Source organism: Streptomyces sp. NPDC004752, from assembly GCF_053601275.1.
The window spans coordinates 1-16,454 of sequence record NZ_JBSGBN010000013.1 but is presented as its reverse complement, the minus strand read 5'-3'; the positions used below and the strand labels follow the sequence as shown (position 1 = coordinate 16,454).

Annotated in this window: 15 protein-coding genes and 1 pseudogene; 4 read left to right on the top strand and 12 right to left on the bottom strand. The window is 69.8% G+C overall.

Annotated elements, in window-relative coordinates; all coding sequences use genetic code 11:
* The first annotated feature begins 101 nt into the window (after positions 1-101).
* Positions 102-1,712: a citramalate synthase gene (cimA, locus tag ACWEKM_RS07845; RefSeq protein ID WP_451620283.1), complete on the top strand. Its 1,611-nt coding sequence runs from the start codon at positions 102-104 to the stop codon at positions 1,710-1,712.
* An 88-nt stretch (positions 1,713-1,800) separates the two neighbouring features.
* On the opposite strand, the gene ACWEKM_RS07840 is transcribed toward cimA, so the two are convergent.
* The 3 genes from ACWEKM_RS07840 to ACWEKM_RS07830 are packed head-to-tail and all read right to left on the bottom strand — an operon-like array spanning position 1,801 to position 4,296.
* Positions 1,801-3,183 carry an oxidoreductase gene (locus tag ACWEKM_RS07840; RefSeq protein WP_451620282.1) on the bottom strand — a complete coding sequence of 461 codons (1,383 nt, stop codon included), beginning with the start codon at positions 3,181-3,183 and terminating at the stop codon, positions 1,801-1,803.
* On the bottom strand, positions 3,164-3,478 hold the full coding sequence (locus ACWEKM_RS07835) for a DUF397 domain-containing protein (RefSeq protein WP_451620281.1): 315 nt from the start codon (positions 3,476-3,478) through the stop codon (positions 3,164-3,166). Before ACWEKM_RS07835 ends, ACWEKM_RS07840 begins: the two co-directional genes overlap by 20 nt.
* Entirely contained in the window at positions 3,475-4,296 is an 822-nt protein-coding gene (locus tag ACWEKM_RS07830; protein WP_451620280.1) for a helix-turn-helix domain-containing protein, read from the bottom strand. Before ACWEKM_RS07830 ends, ACWEKM_RS07835 begins: the two co-directional genes overlap by 4 nt.
* A 113-nt stretch (positions 4,297-4,409) precedes the next feature.
* Here ACWEKM_RS07830 and ACWEKM_RS07825 point away from each other — a divergent pair, with 113 nt between their 5' ends.
* Positions 4,410-4,823, top strand: a complete 414-nt coding sequence (locus ACWEKM_RS07825; RefSeq protein WP_451620279.1) for an ATP-binding protein — start codon at positions 4,410-4,412, stop codon at positions 4,821-4,823.
* Between the two features lie 5 nt (positions 4,824-4,828).
* Here the strand turns inward: ACWEKM_RS07825 and ACWEKM_RS07820 are convergent, their stop codons facing one another.
* The gene (locus ACWEKM_RS07820; protein WP_451620278.1) at positions 4,829-5,446 is read right to left on the bottom strand and encodes a YceI family protein; all 618 of its coding nucleotides are present in this window, start codon (positions 5,444-5,446) and stop codon (positions 4,829-4,831) included.
* A gap of 535 nt (positions 5,447-5,981) precedes the next feature.
* Here ACWEKM_RS07820 and ACWEKM_RS07815 point away from each other — a divergent pair.
* The gene (locus ACWEKM_RS07815; RefSeq protein WP_451620277.1) at positions 5,982-7,577 is read left to right on the top strand and encodes an acyl-CoA carboxylase subunit beta; all 1,596 of its coding nucleotides are present in this window, start codon (positions 5,982-5,984) and stop codon (positions 7,575-7,577) included.
* 64 nt (positions 7,578-7,641) lie between these two features.
* Complete coding sequence (locus tag ACWEKM_RS07810; RefSeq protein ID WP_451620276.1) at positions 7,642-7,839, top strand: acyl-CoA carboxylase subunit epsilon; 198 nt, start codon at positions 7,642-7,644, stop codon at positions 7,837-7,839.
* Between the two features lie 196 nt (positions 7,840-8,035).
* Here the strand turns inward: ACWEKM_RS07810 and ACWEKM_RS07805 are convergent, their stop codons facing one another.
* The 8 genes and pseudogenes from ACWEKM_RS07805 to ACWEKM_RS07770 form a co-directional block, all read right to left on the bottom strand.
* Positions 8,036-8,617: a GTP-binding protein gene (locus tag ACWEKM_RS07805; protein WP_451620275.1), complete on the bottom strand. Its 582-nt coding sequence runs from the start codon at positions 8,615-8,617 to the stop codon at positions 8,036-8,038.
* Positions 8,598-9,167 (bottom strand): DUF742 domain-containing protein, encoded by a 570-nt coding sequence (locus tag ACWEKM_RS07800; protein WP_451620274.1) that lies wholly within the window; start codon positions 9,165-9,167, stop codon positions 8,598-8,600. The genes ACWEKM_RS07805 and ACWEKM_RS07800 overlap by 20 nt, the downstream gene beginning before the upstream one ends.
* Positions 9,168-9,261: 94 nt before the next feature.
* Entirely contained in the window at positions 9,262-9,675 is a 414-nt protein-coding gene (locus ACWEKM_RS07795; protein ID WP_030948713.1) for a roadblock/LC7 domain-containing protein, read from the bottom strand.
* 10 nt (positions 9,676-9,685) lie between these two features.
* On the bottom strand, positions 9,686-13,006 hold the full coding sequence (locus ACWEKM_RS07790) for a nitrate- and nitrite sensing domain-containing protein (protein WP_451620273.1): 3,321 nt from the start codon (positions 13,004-13,006) through the stop codon (positions 9,686-9,688).
* Between the two features lie 388 nt (positions 13,007-13,394).
* Entirely contained in the window at positions 13,395-13,970 is a 576-nt protein-coding gene (locus ACWEKM_RS07785; protein WP_388712543.1) for a GTP-binding protein, read from the bottom strand.
* Entirely contained in the window at positions 13,951-14,349 is a 399-nt protein-coding gene (locus tag ACWEKM_RS07780; protein ID WP_030168425.1) for a DUF742 domain-containing protein, read from the bottom strand. The genes ACWEKM_RS07785 and ACWEKM_RS07780 overlap by 20 nt, the downstream gene beginning before the upstream one ends.
* A 110-nt stretch (positions 14,350-14,459) precedes the next feature.
* A complete protein-coding gene (locus ACWEKM_RS07775) occupies positions 14,460-14,873 on the bottom strand; it encodes a roadblock/LC7 domain-containing protein (RefSeq protein ID WP_030382516.1) in 414 nt (137 codons plus the stop codon).
* Positions 14,874-14,882: 9 nt separating this feature from the next.
* A pseudogene (locus ACWEKM_RS07770) lies at positions 14,883-16,454 on the bottom strand (nitrate- and nitrite sensing domain-containing protein); the annotation flags it as partial.

Genomic DNA, 16,454 nt, shown 5'->3' with positions numbered 1-16,454 from the left:
TGGCCCACCTTCAGCCGGGAACGGAGCGCGAGGGAGTATGGGGGGATGGTGGAGCCGGTCATTCCGGTAAGACCGAGATCCCAAACAGGAGCCTTGAGACCATGACCGAGACGGAAACCAGCGAGCTCGACGACTCGTTCCACGTCTTCGACACCACGCTGCGTGACGGCGCGCAGCGCGAGGGCATCAACCTCACCGTCGCGGACAAGCTCGCCATCGCACGGCACCTGGACGACTTCGGCGTGGGCTTCATCGAGGGCGGGTGGCCCGGTGCGAACCCCCGGGACACCGAGTTCTTCGCCCGCGCCCAGCAGGAGATCGACTTCCGGCACGCCCAGCTCGTCGCGTTCGGCTCGACCCGTCGCGCCGGGATCAAGGCCGCCGACGACCCGCAGGTCAGGGCGCTCCTGGAGTCCGGCGCCCCGGTCATCACGCTGGTCGCCAAGTCGCATGACCGGCATGTGGAGCTGGCGCTGCGCACCACGCTGGACGAGAACCTGGCGATGATCCGCGACACCGTGTCGCATCTGCGCGCGCAGGGCCGCCGGGTGTTCGTCGACTGCGAGCACTTCTTCGACGGCTACCGGGCCAACCCCGAGTACGCGAAGGCGGTCGTCCGGGCTGCCGCGGAGGCCGGCGCGGACGTGGTGGTGCTGTGCGACACCAACGGCGGCATGCTCCCGGCCCAGATCCAGGCCGTGGTCTCCACGGTCCTCGCGGACACCGGCGCCCGGCTCGGCATCCACGCCCAGGACGACACGGGCTGTGCGGTGGCCAACTCCCTCGCGGCCGTGGACGCCGGCGCCACCCATGTGCAGTGCACGGCGAACGGCTACGGCGAGCGGGTCGGCAACGCCAACCTGTTCCCGGTGGTCGCGGCCCTGGAACTGAAGTACGGCAAGCAGGTCCTGCCGGAGGGCCGGCTGCGTGAGATGACCCGCATCTCGCACGCCATCGCCGAGGTGGTCAACCTCACCCCCTCCACCCACCAGCCGTACGTCGGTGTCTCCGCCTTCGCCCACAAGGCGGGCCTGCACGCCTCCGCGATCAAGGTCGACCCGGACCTGTACCAGCACATCGACCCCGAACGGGTCGGCAACACCATGCGCATGCTGGTCTCCGACATGGCCGGTCGCGCCTCCATCGAGCTGAAGGGCCGGGAGCTCGGCATCGACCTCGGCGGCGACCGCGAACTGGTCGGCCGGGTTGTCGAGCGCGTCAAGGAACGCGAGCTGAAGGGCTACACCTACGAAGCCGCCGACGCCTCCTTCGAACTTCTCCTCCGCGAGGAGGTCGACGGCAAGCCGCTGAGCTACTTCCGCGTCGAGTCCTGGCGGGCCATCGTCGAGGACCGCCCCGACGGCACCCACGCCAACGAGGCCACGGTCAAGCTGTGGGCCAAGGGGGAGCGCATTGTCGCCACGGCGGAGGGCAACGGCCCGGTCAACGCGCTGGACCGTGCCCTGCGCGTAGCCCTCGAAAAGATCTACCCGCAGCTCGCCAAGCTGGACCTGGTCGACTACAAGGTCCGCATCCTGGAGGGCAAGCACGGCACCCAGTCCACGACCCGGGTCCTGATCTCCACGTCCGACGGCAGCGGCGAGTGGTCCACGGTGGGCGTCGCGGAGAACGTCATCGCCGCGTCCTGGCAGGCGTTGGAGGACGCTTACACGTACGGGTTGCTGCGGGCCGGGGTCGCACCGGCCGAGTGACATCGGCGAGCGGGCGTCCGGGCCCGGCTAGGTTCGGGGAACCGCACTTCCCGGAAGTGCGGTTCTCGGAAGTGCGGTTCCCGTGCGGTCAGTTCCTGCTGAGCGTCCGCGTCACGCCCGCGACCACCGCCGTCGTCAGAATCCATCCGACGCCGATCAGCCCGTACGCGAGTGACTGCACGCCCGCCTCGGCCCAGTGCCAGCCGTCCCGCTGCCCGAGTCCACCGATGGGGACGAGCAGATCGAGGGTGTACACGACCGGGTTGAACGGTGCGCCCCCGCCCGACTTGTTCGGTACGGGCGTGGACGCATGGAAGACGAGCGAGCCGAGCAGCGTGAGCAGCGCCAGCCAGATCCCGGCGAGCCACGGCCGGTAGCCGTACCCCACCACGCCGTCGAGCAGCCAGCCCCACACCCGCCCCGCCGGGCCCAGCGTCGCCCGCCGACACCGCTCCCGCACGAGCAGCACGCGCCGCGCCTCGTCCTCGTGCCCCGACCGGCGGTAGTAGGAGGCGAGTTGCTCGTACGGCTGCGGCGCGTAGACCGGCTGGTGGCGCAGCCAGGCAAGCCGGTTCGTGACGTCCTCGCGGCGCGCGTCGGCGGTCCTGTGGAGCCAGTCGTACGTCAGTCCGTCGAGCCCCAGTGACCCGGGCCAGGTCGACGGATGGTCCTGGATGCGGGTCGCGTGCGCGTTGCGCAGGTTCACGGTCCCCGCCGGTCTGCGCGCGAACCGCAGGTCGAGTGCTTCGGCCCGCATTCCCACGCACATCAACGACGAGCCGTGCCCCAGGAGTTCGGCCTCGTGGAAGGTCACGAGGTCCTCTATCCGCGCCCCGCGCAACCGCACCCTGCCATCCGCTTGAAACCCCTTCGACAGCCGTACGGTCGACGCCTTGAGGTTGTCCCCGTGGAACGCGAACCGATCCGCCTCCCCGACCGTGATCCGCGCCCCGCGCATCCACAGCCCGCCCGGCAACTCGGCCCCGGGGAACCCGACTTCGCCCTCCGCGACGAACCCGTCCTCGCAGAACACCCCGCCCCGCATCACAAGCCCGCCGCCCTCCAGGGCCACCCGCCCCGGCGCGATCAGCTGGGCCCCGTCGAGCCGCAGCCCGCCCGCGATGTCCGCATGCACCAGATCCACGGCGCTGCCCACGCCGTCGGGCTGCCCGATGGTCGACCGCCGAAGATCAAGTCGCCCGCCGATCCGGGCGGTTGAGGCCCGCACCCCCGACAGCACACACTCGACCACCTCGAACGCAAGCGTGCTCGCCCCTTCGAGCGTCACCGCCGCGTCGAACCGGCACCCCTCGAACCGCACCGCACGCCGTATCTCGGCCCCGTCGAGCAGCAGCGCCCCCGTGACACGGGCGTCGCGCAGCAGATACGGCCGCCCGCCCGCGCCCTCGTCCAGGATCTCCCGCCTGACGCTCTCGGCATCGACGCGCCGCTCAGGAACGCCCGACGACACCGGCGCTCAGGAACGCGGTCCAGGTGGCGGGGGAGACGGTGAGTATCGCCCCGGTGACGGGGTCGTTCTTGGAGTCGCGGATGTGGATGGCGGCGGGGTGGGTGGCGACCTCTATGCAGTTGCCGCCCTCGTTGCTGCTGTGGCTGGACTTGCGCCAGTCGTGGGCGACCTCGATGCAGTTGCCGCCCGCGTCGCTGCTGTAGCTGGACTTGCGCCAGTCGTGGGCGACCTCGACGCAGTCGCCGCCCTCGCTGCCGCTGTAGCTGGACTTGAACCACTGAAGTGCGGTGCTCATCGGTCTCCTAGCAGTCCGTGCATGATGCGCACGCTCTCATCCGGTGAGAGGGCCTGTGACCGCAGCATTCCATACTTGTGGTGATAGTCGCTGACCTCCTCGGGACCATCGGCGAGGAAGCTGACACGCTGGACCTCCAGGTAGGCCAGGCGCTCGTGTTCGGGCGTCTCCAGAAGCACCATCGGCCCGTCGAGACCGGCATGCGGCACCCGATCCATCGGCATGATCTGAAAGCTCATGTGGACGGGCTCGGTGTACTCCAGAATCTGGCGGAACTGCTCCCGCATCGCCTCCGGACCGCCGACCTGCCGTCGCAGGATGCTCTCCTCGATAATGAAGTGGCACACGGGAGGCCGCTCCCGCTCGAAGACCAACTGCCGCTCCATACGAGCACTCACCCACTGCTCGGCCGTCTCGCTGCCGATGGCCGGGTAGCGATAGTCGAAGACGGCCCGGCAGTAGTCCCGGGTCTGAAGCAGTCCGGGAATCGCAAGGCTCTGGTACGACAGGATGCTGACGGCCTCCTGCTCATGCTCCACCAACGACTGCGCGAACTGCACCACCTTCTCCCGCACCGGCATCTCGGCCACCAGTACGGCCAACACTCCACCGGTACCCAGCAGTTCATCGAACTGCTCGGCCCGATCCGGCTGCAACGCCAGCCGTCCCTGCTCGATGGACGCCACCGTGTCCACGCTGATGTGCGCCCGCTCGGCGAGCTGCTCCTGAGTCAGCCGGGCCTGCTTCCGCAAGTGCGCCAGCACCGCCCCCACCGCACGCCATGAACTGCCCTTCCTGGGCTTCTTGGCCGTGTGCATGGCTGTCCCCCTTCCACCGTAGACACACGAATTCCTCGCAGTGAGGTCGTAGTTGTGAGAACTAGGACTTCACTCGCTGCCCCACTCTAGTCACCCCCTGTGACAGTCGCCCCGTGAATCCCCAAGCCCAACTCCTGCACGCCCGCACCGCCCTCTACCCCCGCGACCGCAGGTCGGTGGCCGTCGCCCGCGACCTCACCCGTATCACCCTCGCCGACTGGGGCCTGTCCCGGCGGAGCGACGACGTACTGCTCTGTGTGAGCGAACTCGCCACCAACGCCCTCCTGCACGGCGTCCCGCCGGGCCGCTGTTTCCGGTTCTGCCTGACCCTCACGACCGACGGAGCCCTCCGCGTCGAGGTCCACGACAGCGGCCCCGGTGAGATCCGCACCCCGGACACCGGGCCGGAGTCGGAACACGGCCGGGGTCTGCTGCTCGTCGCCGCGCTGGCCGACGACTGGGGCGTGGCAGAACGGGATCCGGGCAAAGTCGTGTGGTCTGAGTTCCGTGGCTGCAGGGAGACTTGACGGTCTCAGGCGTTCTTGATCGCCGAGACGTCGAAGTTCAGCTTGATCTTGTCGGAGACCAGGACACCGCCCGTCTCCAGGGCCGCGTTCCAGGTCAGACCCCACTCGGAGCGCAGGATCTCCGCCTTGCCCTCGAAGCCGACGCGCTCGTTGCCGAAGGGGTCCTTGGCGGAGCCGTTGAACTCAAGGTCGATGGCGAGCGGCCCGGTGACGCCGAGGATCGTCAGGTCGCCGGTGATGCGGTAGTCGTCCCCGCCCAGGGCCTCGGCCTTGGTGGAGCGGAAGGTCATCGTCGGGAACTCGTCGGTCCTGAAGAAGTCCGCCGACTTCAGGTGGGTGTCGCGGTCGGCGTTGCCGGTTTCGATGCTGTCCATCGTGATGTCCAGCGAGGCCGTCGACCTGGCGGGGTCGGCGCCGTCGAGGTGCAGCGTGCCGGACAGTTCCGTGAAGCTGCCCTTGACGTTGGTGACCATGGCGTGGCGGGCGACGAAGCCGATCGTGGTGTGCGCCGGGTCGATCGTGTAGTCGCCGGTGACCGAGGCCAGGCCGGGGCTCACCGCGGCCTGAGCCGCGGCGGTGGTGCCGGTCGTCTCGTCGGCGTTCCTGCGGCCGAAGATGCCCATGTCGTGCTCCTTGGGGACGAAGAGATCGGGGATGAAGAGATCATTGATGTTGAATGTTCAATGAGGTCGACATGGAAGAAGGTAGACCCATTCTGTTCAATGTTCAACATCATCCGTCGGTGTGTCGCACGCGTTCTCGCCTCCGTGGGGGCGGGTGTGCCGCTCCGGCGGTATCGGTGTACCGCTAGGCTCCGCGTGAGCGAGCCACCCGCACAAGTGCCCCCGCCGGAGATCGTCCGGGACCGGCCGGTGTGGTCGGCGCGGTCGGTCATTCGGGCCGACGACATCGTCGAGGCGCTCTTGGCGGACCGCCGTTCGGGGCTCTCTGTCACTCCGGGGATGGCATGTTCCGGGTGCGAATGTGAGACGGCTCTCGGGTGACGACTTTGTGTCATCTCCACAAGCCCGACACCCTCTGAACAGTCGGAACGGCTGCATGGTGGTGGGGTTCTGTTCAGTGCTACCAGGAAAACGGGCCGGAGACTGTACGGAGTCGACGGCTCGCTTTTCTTGTTGTCCTTCGTAAGGTCGCTACATGACCGTTTTGGAAGAGGCGACGGGTGAGCCGGCCGGCGAACCGACGGACGCGCGCGGGCGGGTCGCCGAGCTGCACGACATCCGTGCGCAGGCGCTGGCGGGCCCCAGCGAGAAGGCGACCGAGGCGCAGCACGCCAAGGGCAAGCTGACCGCCCGGGAGCGGATCGAACTGCTCCTGGACGCGGGGTCCTTCCAGGAGGTCGAGCAGCTGCGCCGGCACCGGGCGACCGGGTTCGGCCTGGAGGCCAAGAAGCCGTTCACGGACGGTGTGATCACCGGCTGGGGCACAGTGGAGGGCCGTACGGTCTTCGTCTACGCCCATGACTTCCGGATCTTCGGCGGTGCGCTCGGCGAGGCCCACGCCACGAAGATCCACAAGATCATGGACATGGCCATCGCGGCCGGTGCCCCGCTGGTCTCCCTCAACGACGGCGCCGGCGCCCGGATCCAGGAGGGTGTCTCCGCGCTGGCCGGCTACGGCGGCATCTTCCAGCGCAACACCAAGGCGTCCGGGGTCATCCCGCAGATCAGCGTGATGCTCGGCCCGTGCGCGGGCGGCGCCGCCTACAGCCCGGCGCTGACGGACTTCGTGTTCATGGTCCGGGAGACCTCGCAGATGTTCATCACCGGGCCGGACGTGGTCAAGGCGGTCACCGGCGAGGAGATCACCCAGAACGGCCTGGGCGGCGCGGACGTGCACGCCGAGACCTCCGGCGTGTGCCACTTCGCCTACGACGACGAGGAGACCTGCATCGCGGAGGTGCGCTACCTCCTGTCGCTGCTGCCGCAGAACAACCGGGAGAACCCGCCGCGCGTGGAGTCGACCGATCCGGTGGACCGGCGCAGCGATGCCCTGCTCGACCTGGTCCCGGCGGACGGCAACCGGCCGTACGACATGGCCAAGGTCATCGAGGAGATCGTCGACGACGGCGAGTACGTGGAGGTCCACGAGCGCTGGGCCCGCAACATCATCTGTGCGCTGGCCCGCATCGACGGACAGGTCGTCGGCATCGTCGCCAACCAGCCGCAGGTGCTCGCGGGCGTGCTGGACATCGAGGCGAGTGAAAAAGCTGCGCGCTTTGTCCAGATGTGTGACGCTTTTAACGTCCCGATCGTCACCTTCCTGGACGTCCCGGGGTTCCTCCCCGGTGTCGACCAGGAGCACGGCGGGATCATCCGGCACGGTGCGAAGCTGCTGTACGCGTACTGCAACGCGACCGTGCCGAGGATCTCGCTGATCCTCCGCAAGGCGTACGGAGGCGCCTACATCGTCATGGACAGCCAGTCCATCGGTGCCGACCTCACCTACGCCTGGCCCACCAACGAGATCGCCGTGATGGGTGCGGACGGCGCGGCCAACGTCATCTTCCGTCGGCAGATCGCGGGAGCCGAGGACCCCGAGGCCATGCGGCAGAAGATGGTCAAGGAGTACAAGGCCGAGCTGATGCACCCGTACTATGCGGCTGAGCGTGGTCTGGTCGACGACGTCATCGACCCGGCCGAGACCCGCGAGGTGCTGGCCAAGTCCCTGGCGATGCTGCATGCCAAGCACGCCGACCTGCCCTCGCGCAAGCACGGCAACCCCCCGCAGTGACCCCGGCGGATCCGCGGTGACCCACCTGTCCCCGCGGACACCTCTCTCACGGAGACTGACAGCCATGAACACTCCCGACATCCGCGTCGAGAAGGGCCATGCCGAGCCCGAAGAGGTCGCCGCCATAACGGCGATCCTGCTGGCCCGCGCAGCCGCCCGCAGCTCCGAGGCTGCCCCCGCGTACCGAGGCCGTGCGAAGGCCGGCTGGCGCCGCCTGGACCGCGAGCCCGGCTTCCGGGCCCCGCACAGCTGGCACGGCTAGGCTGCGCCGCTCAGCAGACTCAAAGACCAAGTGGGGCCCCTCTCCGGAGGGGCCCCACTTTCATGCGCCCCCAAAGGGGCGCGGGGCTGTGTCGATGTGCGGCTCCGCCGCGCGCGCGATCAACCACCAACCACCCGCAGACGGCGTACAACCGCCAGTGGCAGCCCAGTAGCCGCAACAGGTCCGGTGGACAGGCTCAGCGGAGCCGGGCCATCAGCGCGTGCTCCACGAGAGTGATCAACGCGGACTTGGCGTCCGCGCGGTGCCGGGCGTCCGTCGTGATGATCGGGGTGTCCGGCCCGATCTGCAGGGCCTCGCGCACCTCGTCGGGGGAGTACGGCTGGCTGCCGTCGAAGCCGTTCAGGGCGATGACGAAGGGCAGACCCGAGTTCTCGAAGTAGTCGACCGCGGGGAAGCAGTCGGCCAGCCGACGGGTGTCGACCAGCACGACCGCGCCGATGGCGCCGCGCACCAGGTCGTCCCACATGAACCAGAACCGGTCCTGGCCGGGGGTGCCGAACAGGTAGAGGATCAGATCCTGGTCCAGGGTGATGCGGCCGAAGTCCATGGCGACCGTCGTGGTCGTCTTGTCCCCGGTGTGGGTGAGATCGTCGATGCCTGCCGAAGCGGACGTCATGACGGCCTCTGTGCGCAGCGGGTTGATCTCCGAGACAGCACCGACGAACGTGGTCTTACCCACGCCGAAGCCGCCCGCCACCACGATTTTCGCGGAGGTGGTGGAGCGGGAAGGACCGCCGCTAGAGCTTGCGAAGTCCACTGAGCACCCTTTCGAGCAGTGTCACGTCTGGCTGGCCGCCGGCGTTCTCGTCGCCGCCGGGCTGATGGATGGCGACCAGGCCCGCCTCCGCCAAGTCGGCGACGAGGATCCTGGCCACGCCGAGGGGGATGGTCAGCAACGCCGAGATTTCGGCGACCGACTTGATCTCTCGGCACAGGTGGCAGATCCGCTGATGCTCGGGCAACTGGCCCTGCATCTGGTGCGGCTGCGCAGTGGTGTGCACCAGCGCCTCGATGGCGAGCTGGTACCGCGGGCGGGTCCGGCCGCCGGTCATGGCGTACGGACGCACCAAGTGGTTGTTCGCCGCCGGGGCGGGCGCCGGCTCGGGACGGCGCTGCGGCTGCACCGGCTGGATGCGCGGTGTCGGCGGCTGGTCGTACGGCGAAGGGCCGGGGCCCTGCGGTGCGTATGGCTGCCGATGGCTCGGGGTGGAGGGGAAGTTGTACCGGTTCGTCGAACCGTCACCCTGGTCCTGGGCAGGGCCGTACGACCAGTTGCCTGCTGACGAACCGCTTGGGGGTGTTGCCACTTTCTCCTCCTCCGACTGTGCCGGGCACTCGCTCCTGGGGAGCCGCGTCCCGAAACCTTACGGCCCCGGGACCCGAAAACGCACCGTCTGTCTGTTAGTTGAGAAGGCTGCCCTGAAGCTCCGCGCGGAGATCCGGGGTGAGAACCGTGCCCGCCCGGTCCACCAAAAGTGCCATCTCGTACCCGATGAGACCGATGTCCGCCTCCGGGTGTGCCAGGACCGCGAGCGATGAGCCGTCGGAGATGGACATGAGGAAGAGGAATCCCCGCTCCATCTCCACAACCGTCTGATTCACGCTGCCCCCTTCGAAGATCCGGGAGGCGCCTGCCGTCAGAGACGTCAGACCGGAGGCGACGGCCGCGAGCTGGTCGGCGCGGTCGCGTGGGAAGCCTTCGGACATCGCCAGAAGGAGTCCGTCGGCGGAGACCACCACCGTGTGGGACACCCCCGGGGTGTTGTCCACGAAGTTGGTGATCAACCAGTTCAGGTTCTGTGCCGCCTGGCTCATCGGGCTCACACTAACGCTCCTGGTCGTAGGTGCTGCCAGGACCGAAGCCCTGGCCGTTCGTTTCACTGCCCGCGCCGGCGTCGCGTCCGCGTTGGACACCCCGACGCAGTCTGCTCAGCCGGCCCCGGATGTCCTCCGGGGCGCGGGAGACCTGTGGGCCTCCCTGGGGGGTGGCTTCGGCGGCGCCCTCGACCAGATTGGCCTTGGGCACCCGCCGCGGCAGGCCGGAGGAGGTGACCCCGCCCGCCTTGGGCTTGCGCAGTTGAGATGCCTGCTGCCAGCGCTCGTCGTTGGCCGAACGCCAGTCGCCGTCACCGTTGTTCTCCGGCGTGGGAGCCGACGGTTCCTGATGGCCGCCCGCCGCACCGCCCACCGCACCGCTCGCGCCGTCGTCGTTCGGACCGCTCGGGACGGATCCGCGGCGGGGCAGCCCGGCGTCGGTCAGCTCGTGGACGGCGGAGGGTGCCGGTCCCGGATGTTCGAAGCCTACGCGGTCCCGCTCCGTCACGTGACCGGCCTGCGTGGATTCCGCTTCGGGGGAGTACGGGGCCGGATATCCGTTCTGGTAGCCGTCCGGCTGCGCCCAGCCGTCCTGGTAGGACGGCTCCCCGAAACCGCCGAAGGAGTCGGCCGCGGCGGCGTGGGTGCCGGTCTGCTCCTGCTGGACGGGCTCCGCATACGACGGCTCCGGGTAGCCGCCGGGCGAGGCGAAGCCGTCGCCCTGCGGGAGGCCGCCGCCCGGCGCGACGTACCGCTCGTCGTACGCCGTGCGGCCCGGCTCGTCGTACGCCGTGCGGCCCGGCTGAGGGTCGTACGCCGTGCGGCTCGGCTCCTCGTAGGCCGGCTGCGGGTCGTAGGCCGCGGGCTGCTCCTGGTAGCCGGTACGGCCGGCGTCGTAGCCGTGGGCGTCGAACCCCTCGGCATAGGCGGGCGCCTCGGGCGTCGCCTGCTGCCCCTGGGCGGGCTGGGCCGGGGCCTGTGCCGGGGACTCCAGGGCATCCTGCGCCGGGGACTCCAGGGCCGCGCGGCGCTCCTCGCGCTTCAGCGAGCGGCCCACCGGGTCCAGTTGGCGGATGTCGTCGGGGACGTCGGCGTAGCGGCTGTCGTCGAAGCCGAGTTCCGCCGCGGTGCGCATCGGCAGCGGCGGCGGCTGGCTGAAGTTCTCGCCCGGGAGCTGCTGCTCCGGGATGATCTGCGAGACCGTGAACTCCTCGCGGTCCAGCGGCTGTTCGCCGCCACCGCCGTGTGTGATGGCGTCGGGGAGCATGACCAGGGAGGTGGTGCCGGCCTGCTCGCCGGAGGGCCGCAGCTGGACCCGGATGCCGTGCCGGTCGGACAGCCGGCCGACCACGAACAGGCCCATGCGCTGGGAGATCGCCGCGTCCACGGTCGGCGGATTGGCCAGTCTGTGATTGATGTCCGCGAAGTCCTCGGCGGTCAGCCCGATGCCCTTGTCGTGGATCTCGATCATGATCCGACCGTCCGGCAGCCGGGTGGCGGTGACACGAACCTTGGTCTGCGGGGAGGAGAACGTCGTGGCGTTCTCCAGCAACTCGGCCAGCAGATGCACGAGGTCGGTGACCGCGCGGCCGTGGATCTCGGCCTCCGGCACCCCGGACAGTTCGATGCGCTCGTACTGCTCCACCTCGGAGGCGGCGGCGCGCAGCACGTCGACGAGCGGGACCGGCTGGTCCCAGCGGCGGCCGGGCTCCTCGCCGGCGAGGACGAGGAGGTTCTCGCCGTTGCGGCGCATCCGGGTCGCCAGGTGGTCCAGCCGGAACAGGTTCTGCAACTGGTCCGGGTCGGCCTCGTTGTTCTCCAGGTCGGTGATCAGGGTCAGTTGGCCCTCGATCAGCGACTGGTTGCGGCGCGAGAGGTTGGTGAAGACCGCGTTGATGTTGCCCCGCAGCAGGGCCTGCTCGGAGGCGAGCCGGACGGCCTCCCGGTGGACCTGGTCGAAGGCGCGGGCGACCTCGCCGATCTCGTCGGTCGAGGCGATCGGGATCGGCGCGACCCGGGTGTCGACCCGGCCGGGGTCGGTACGGGAGAGCTGGTCGACCAGCGTCGGCAGGCGCTGCTCGGCGATGCCGAAGGCGGCGTTGCGCAGCCGCCGCATCGAGCGGCTCATCTGCCGGGCGACCGCACCGGCCAGGATGAACGCGACGAGCAGGGCGACCACGATCGCGGCACCCGTGACGATCGCGGAGGTCCGGGCGTCGGTGGCGATACGGGATGCCTCGCTCACCGCGTTGTCGGACAGGTCCGCCTCGACCTGGCGGTACCCGTTGAACTTGAGGGTGTTGACCGCCCACCAGTTCTGCGCGGTGACGCCCTGCTGGGCGAGCTGCTCACGGGCCAGCGGGCTGGTGTCCTCCAGCGTGGCCACGGCCGAGACCATCGTGGCCGTGTTGGACGGCGGGGCCACGTACTTCGGGTCCTTGGCCTTGGTCTCCTGGACCATCGCGGCGCCGTCGGCCTTGATCTTCTTCTCGGCGTCGGTGAGCCGCTGCGCGTCCGCCTCGGTGCCACCGGCGCGGTACTCCTCGATGGCGATCCGCTCCAGGTAGGCGTACGAGGAGAGGGCGACCCGCTGGGTGGCCAGATTCGGCGCGTCCGGGCCGGGCTTGACCAGCAGATGCATGCCGATGGACCGCTCCAGCGACAGCGCGGCCTTGGTCAGCGAGATGGCGTAGACGGTACGGCCGTAGGAGGTGACGCTGCCCGTGCCCAGACCGAGTTCGTTGGCGAACTCCATCAGGGGGTGGGCGATCCCGACGTACCCCTCTTCGGTGTTCACGCCGGTGAGCTTGGTGGTGTAGGCGTTCGTGCGCAGGCCCTGGAGCTTGGGTTCCTCCTGGCGGAACAGCTGTAGACGGCGCTCCAGGCCGGCCTTGTGCGGCATGCTCTGCGCGGCCTGGTCGAAGGCTTCGGCCGCCTGGTCGGTCTTGGCGCGGGCCTCGGTGACCGTGTTCTTGTCGTTGTTCAGCAGCAGTGGCGCCGCGGTGACATCACGCTCGACGTAGAGGGCGTCGGCATAGGTGAGGGCGGCGCGGACCAGGCGGGCGGTGCTCTCCGCGTCCCGCGCCTGCTGCCAGGTGTCGAACGAACTCTTCACCTGGAAGCCGCCCATGACGAGACCGACCACCACGGGTATCAGCAGGATCGCGTTCAGCCGGGTCGGCACCCGCCAGTTCTGGGGAGAGAGACGGCCGCCGCGCGGGGCGGGAGCCGCCGACCGCTCCCGACCGGGCGCGCGAGGGGGGGCCGCGGCGCGCGGCGGGGTGAAGTTGCCGCGGGCCGACGACTCGGGACCGCTCTTGCTTCGCCTCACTCGACCAACAACCTCTCGGCGGCGGGCACCTACGTCGTGCCGCAGTCTCTCAGCGCCCCGTAGGTCGGGGACGACCCCTCAGCTACTGAGTACGTCTTCGACTAAAGGGCAGTTCAGGCATTCCAGCACGACGACCAGCGCACTTCCAAACAGTGGGAACCGCGGATTCCGAGTGATGTAAACCGCAGATAAAACGGTCATAAAGAGCGAGCCCCGTCAAAAGGCGGGGCATTTGTGAGCACAGCGGCATCGGCCGACCGCGACGCGTGGCCATACCATCTGATTCCTCTGCCGAAACGTTATGAACAGTGGAGCCGACCGTGTCAAAGGCCACAGCCGGCTCCACTGTATGTACGACAACTGCCGTATGTCACTTTCGACTTGAGTGCTACCTCAGCCGTGCCATGAGCGCGTGTTCGACCAGCGTGATCAGCGCGGACTTGGCGTCGGCCCGGTGCCGGGCGTCCGTCGTGATGATCGGGGTGTCCGGCCCGATCTGCAGGGCCTCGCGGACCTCGTCGGGGGTGTACGGCTGGTGGCCGTCAAAACCGTTGAGCGTGATGACGAAGGGCAGACCGCTGTTCTCGAAGTAGTCGACCGCGGGGAAGCAGTCGGCCAGCCGGCGGGTGTCCACCAGGACCACCGCGCCGATGGCGCCGCGCACCAGGTCGTCCCACATGAACCAGAACCGGTCCTGGCCGGGGGTGCCGAACAGGTAGAGGATCAGATCCTGGTCGAGCGTGATGCGGCCGAAGTCCATGGCCACCGTGGTGGTGGTCTTGTCCCCGGTGTGGGTGAGGTCGTCGATGCCCGCGCTGGCGGACGTCATCACGGCCTCGGTGCGCAGCGGGTTGATCTCGGAGACGGCACCGACGAAGGTCGTCTTGCCGACGCCGAAGCCACCCGCCACCACGATCTTCGCGGAGGTGGTGGCCCGCCCCCCGTCAGAGCTTGCGAAGTCCACTGAGCACCCTTTCGAGCAGTGTCACGTCCGGTGCACCGCCGTTGTTCTCGTCGCCACCCGGCTGGTGGATGGCGACCAGGCCGGCCTCGGCGAGGTCGGCGACCAGAATCCGGGCCACGCCCAGGGGCATGGTGAGGAGCGCGGACACCTCGGCCACGGACTTCACTTCGCGGCACAGGTGGCAGATGCGCTGGTGCTCCGGGAGCAGCCCCATGAGCGCTGCCGGGTCGGCCGTGGTGCTGATCAGCGCCTCGATGGCGAGCTGGTAGCGCGGCCGGGTCCGGCCGCCGGTCATCGCGTACGGACGTACCAGCGGCTGGTCGCCCTCGTCCCCGTACGGCTCCGCGTACGGATCATGATGGGCGGTGGGCGGGGTCATGAATCCTCCGGGCGGGACAGCAGTTCGGTCAGTCGTGCCGTCTGACGGGCCGGTGTGGGGATTGTGGCGGCCGGACGGTGATTTGGTGAGCTGGGTGGATCCGGGGCCGGTCAGTGGAGCAGACTGCCCTGTAGTTCGGCGCGCAGGTCGGGCGTGAGAACGGCGCCCGCGCGGTCGACGAGGAGCGCCATCTCATAGCCGACGAGACCGATGTCGCACTCGGGGTGGGCCAGGACGGCGAGGGACGAGCCGTCCGAGATGGACATGAGGAAGAGGAACCCGCGCTCCATCTCGACGACCGTCTGCGCCACGTTGCCCCCCTCGAAGATCCGGGAGGCCCCGGCCGTCAGCGAGGTGAGCCCGGAGGCGACGGCCGCGAGCTGGTCGGCGCGATCCCGGGGAAACCCTTCCGACATCGCCAGAAGGAGTCCGTCGGCGGACACGACGACGGTGTGGGACACCCCGGGGGTGTTGTCCACGAAGTTGGTGATCAACCAGTTGAGGTTCTGTGCCGCCTGGCTCATCTGGCTCAACTAACGCTCCTGCTGGTGAGTGGGGCTCGGGAAGCTGTCGCCCTGGCCGTTGTTGGCCTGACGACCCTGCGCGATACCCCGACGGAGATTGGTCAGCCGGCCGCGCACGTCGTCGGGTGCGCGCGAGACCTGCGGACCGCTTTGGTGCTGTTGCTGCTGAGCCGTACCCGGGACGAGGTTCGCCCGGGGCACCCGGCGCGGCAGGCCGGAGGTGGTGACCCCGCCCGCTGCGGGCTGTCGCACCCGCTCGGCCTGCCGGACGAGTTCGTCGTTCGGGGAGCTGCGCCAGGAACTGGTGACGGGACGCTGCGGACCCGTGGCAGGAGCCGGTCCGCCCTGCGGCCCCGGTCCGGCCGGAGCCGAGCCGTCGCCCTGCTGCCGCTCCTGCGGGCCGCCGTGGAACCAGTTGGTCTCCAGGTTGTCGTACAGCGGTGTACGACCGTCACCGGGACCACTCGCCGGGGGCAGCGCCTCCGGCTCCTGGCGGGGCGCGCGCCGTGGCGGAGCCGGCGGGCGCTGCCCGGAGAAGTCGGTGCCCCGGCCGTCCGTCTGCGGTCGCTCGAACTGGCCCGTGTGCTGCTGGCTCTGCCGGACGGGCAGCGCGTGCTGCCCGGTGGAGCCGTTGTCATAGCCCGGCGCCGGGAACTGCCCCGTGGAGCCGTTGTCGCGAACCGGTGCCGGGAACTGCCCGGTGGAGGCGCCGTCGTAGTCCGGCGTCCGGAACTGTCCGGTGGAGGCGCCGTCGTGGTTCGGCGTCGGGAACTGTCCGGTGGAGCCGTTGTCGTGGTTCGGTGTGCCGAACTGACCCGTGGAGCCGCCGTCGTTGTCAGCGCCCGGCGTGTCGAACCGGCCGGCGGGACCGCCGTCGTACGGCTGCTGGGCGGCGAACCGGCCCGTGGCGGGGGCGTCCTGTCGACCGGTCGGCGCGCCGAAGACATCGGAGCGGACGAACTGGCCCGAACCCTGCTGGCCGGGTCCGCCCGGCCGGGCCGAACGGCCGCCGTTCTGCGGGGCGTCGAAGCCGTCGAAGCCGGAGCGGGCCAACGGGCCGGTGTTCTGGGAGCCGTTCACACCGGTGAAGTTCCGGCGGGGCAACTCGCCGGTGGCGCCCGGACCCTGCGGGGCGTCGGCCGCCGGTATCGCCGGTATCTCCGCCGTCGAACCAGGGCCCTCACGGTCCTCGAACCGCGGCATGCGCGAGGTCTGCGCCGCGTCGTCCTGCTCGTCATGGCCGCGCGGTGCGTCCAGCGAGGCCCGGGACAGCGGCGGCGCGTTCTCGTCGCCCCAACTCGGCGTGCGCGGCTGCGGGTTGCCGCCCGGCAGCTCGGCCCGCGGCCCGCCGCGCGGCGGCAGCTGCGGCGGCCGACCCTGGTCGGCGCCGCTGCCGCGCTGCGGGGGCACCGCGGCACGGCCGCCGAAGAGGTCCTGCTCCGGTCCGCCCGGTCCGCCGGCCGCCCGCAGACCCTGCGGGGCACCCGGCGCCTGACCGCCGAAGGCTCCGGCACCCGCTCCGGCCGGGGTGGGCGGGCCCTGCCGCTGCCCGCGCCGGCCGGCGGGCGCACCCGGCCGACC

Bases quoted from the DNA above. Each gene is read 5' to 3' on its own strand.
- cimA (WP_451620283.1), top strand. From the start codon at position 102: ATGACCGAGACGGAAACCAGCGAGCTCGACGACTCGTTCCACGTCTTC.
- ACWEKM_RS07835 (WP_451620281.1), bottom strand. From the start codon at position 3,478: ATGAGCACCGCACTTCAGTGGTTCAAGTCCAGCTACAGCGGCAGCGAG.
- ACWEKM_RS07830 (WP_451620280.1), bottom strand. From the start codon at position 4,296: ATGCACACGGCCAAGAAGCCCAGGAAGGGCAGTTCATGGCGTGCGGTG.
- ACWEKM_RS07820 (WP_451620278.1), bottom strand. From the start codon at position 5,446: ATGGGCATCTTCGGCCGCAGGAACGCCGACGAGACGACCGGCACCACC.
- ACWEKM_RS07815 (WP_451620277.1), top strand. From the start codon at position 5,982: ATGACCGTTTTGGAAGAGGCGACGGGTGAGCCGGCCGGCGAACCGACG.
- ACWEKM_RS07810 (WP_451620276.1), top strand. From the start codon at position 7,642: ATGAACACTCCCGACATCCGCGTCGAGAAGGGCCATGCCGAGCCCGAA.
- ACWEKM_RS07795 (WP_030948713.1), bottom strand. From the start codon at position 9,675: ATGAGCCAGGCGGCACAGAACCTGAACTGGTTGATCACCAACTTCGTG.
- ACWEKM_RS07780 (WP_030168425.1), bottom strand. From the start codon at position 14,349: ATGACCCCGCCCACCGCCCATCATGATCCGTACGCGGAGCCGTACGGG.
- ACWEKM_RS07775 (WP_030382516.1), bottom strand. From the start codon at position 14,873: ATGAGCCAGGCGGCACAGAACCTCAACTGGTTGATCACCAACTTCGTG.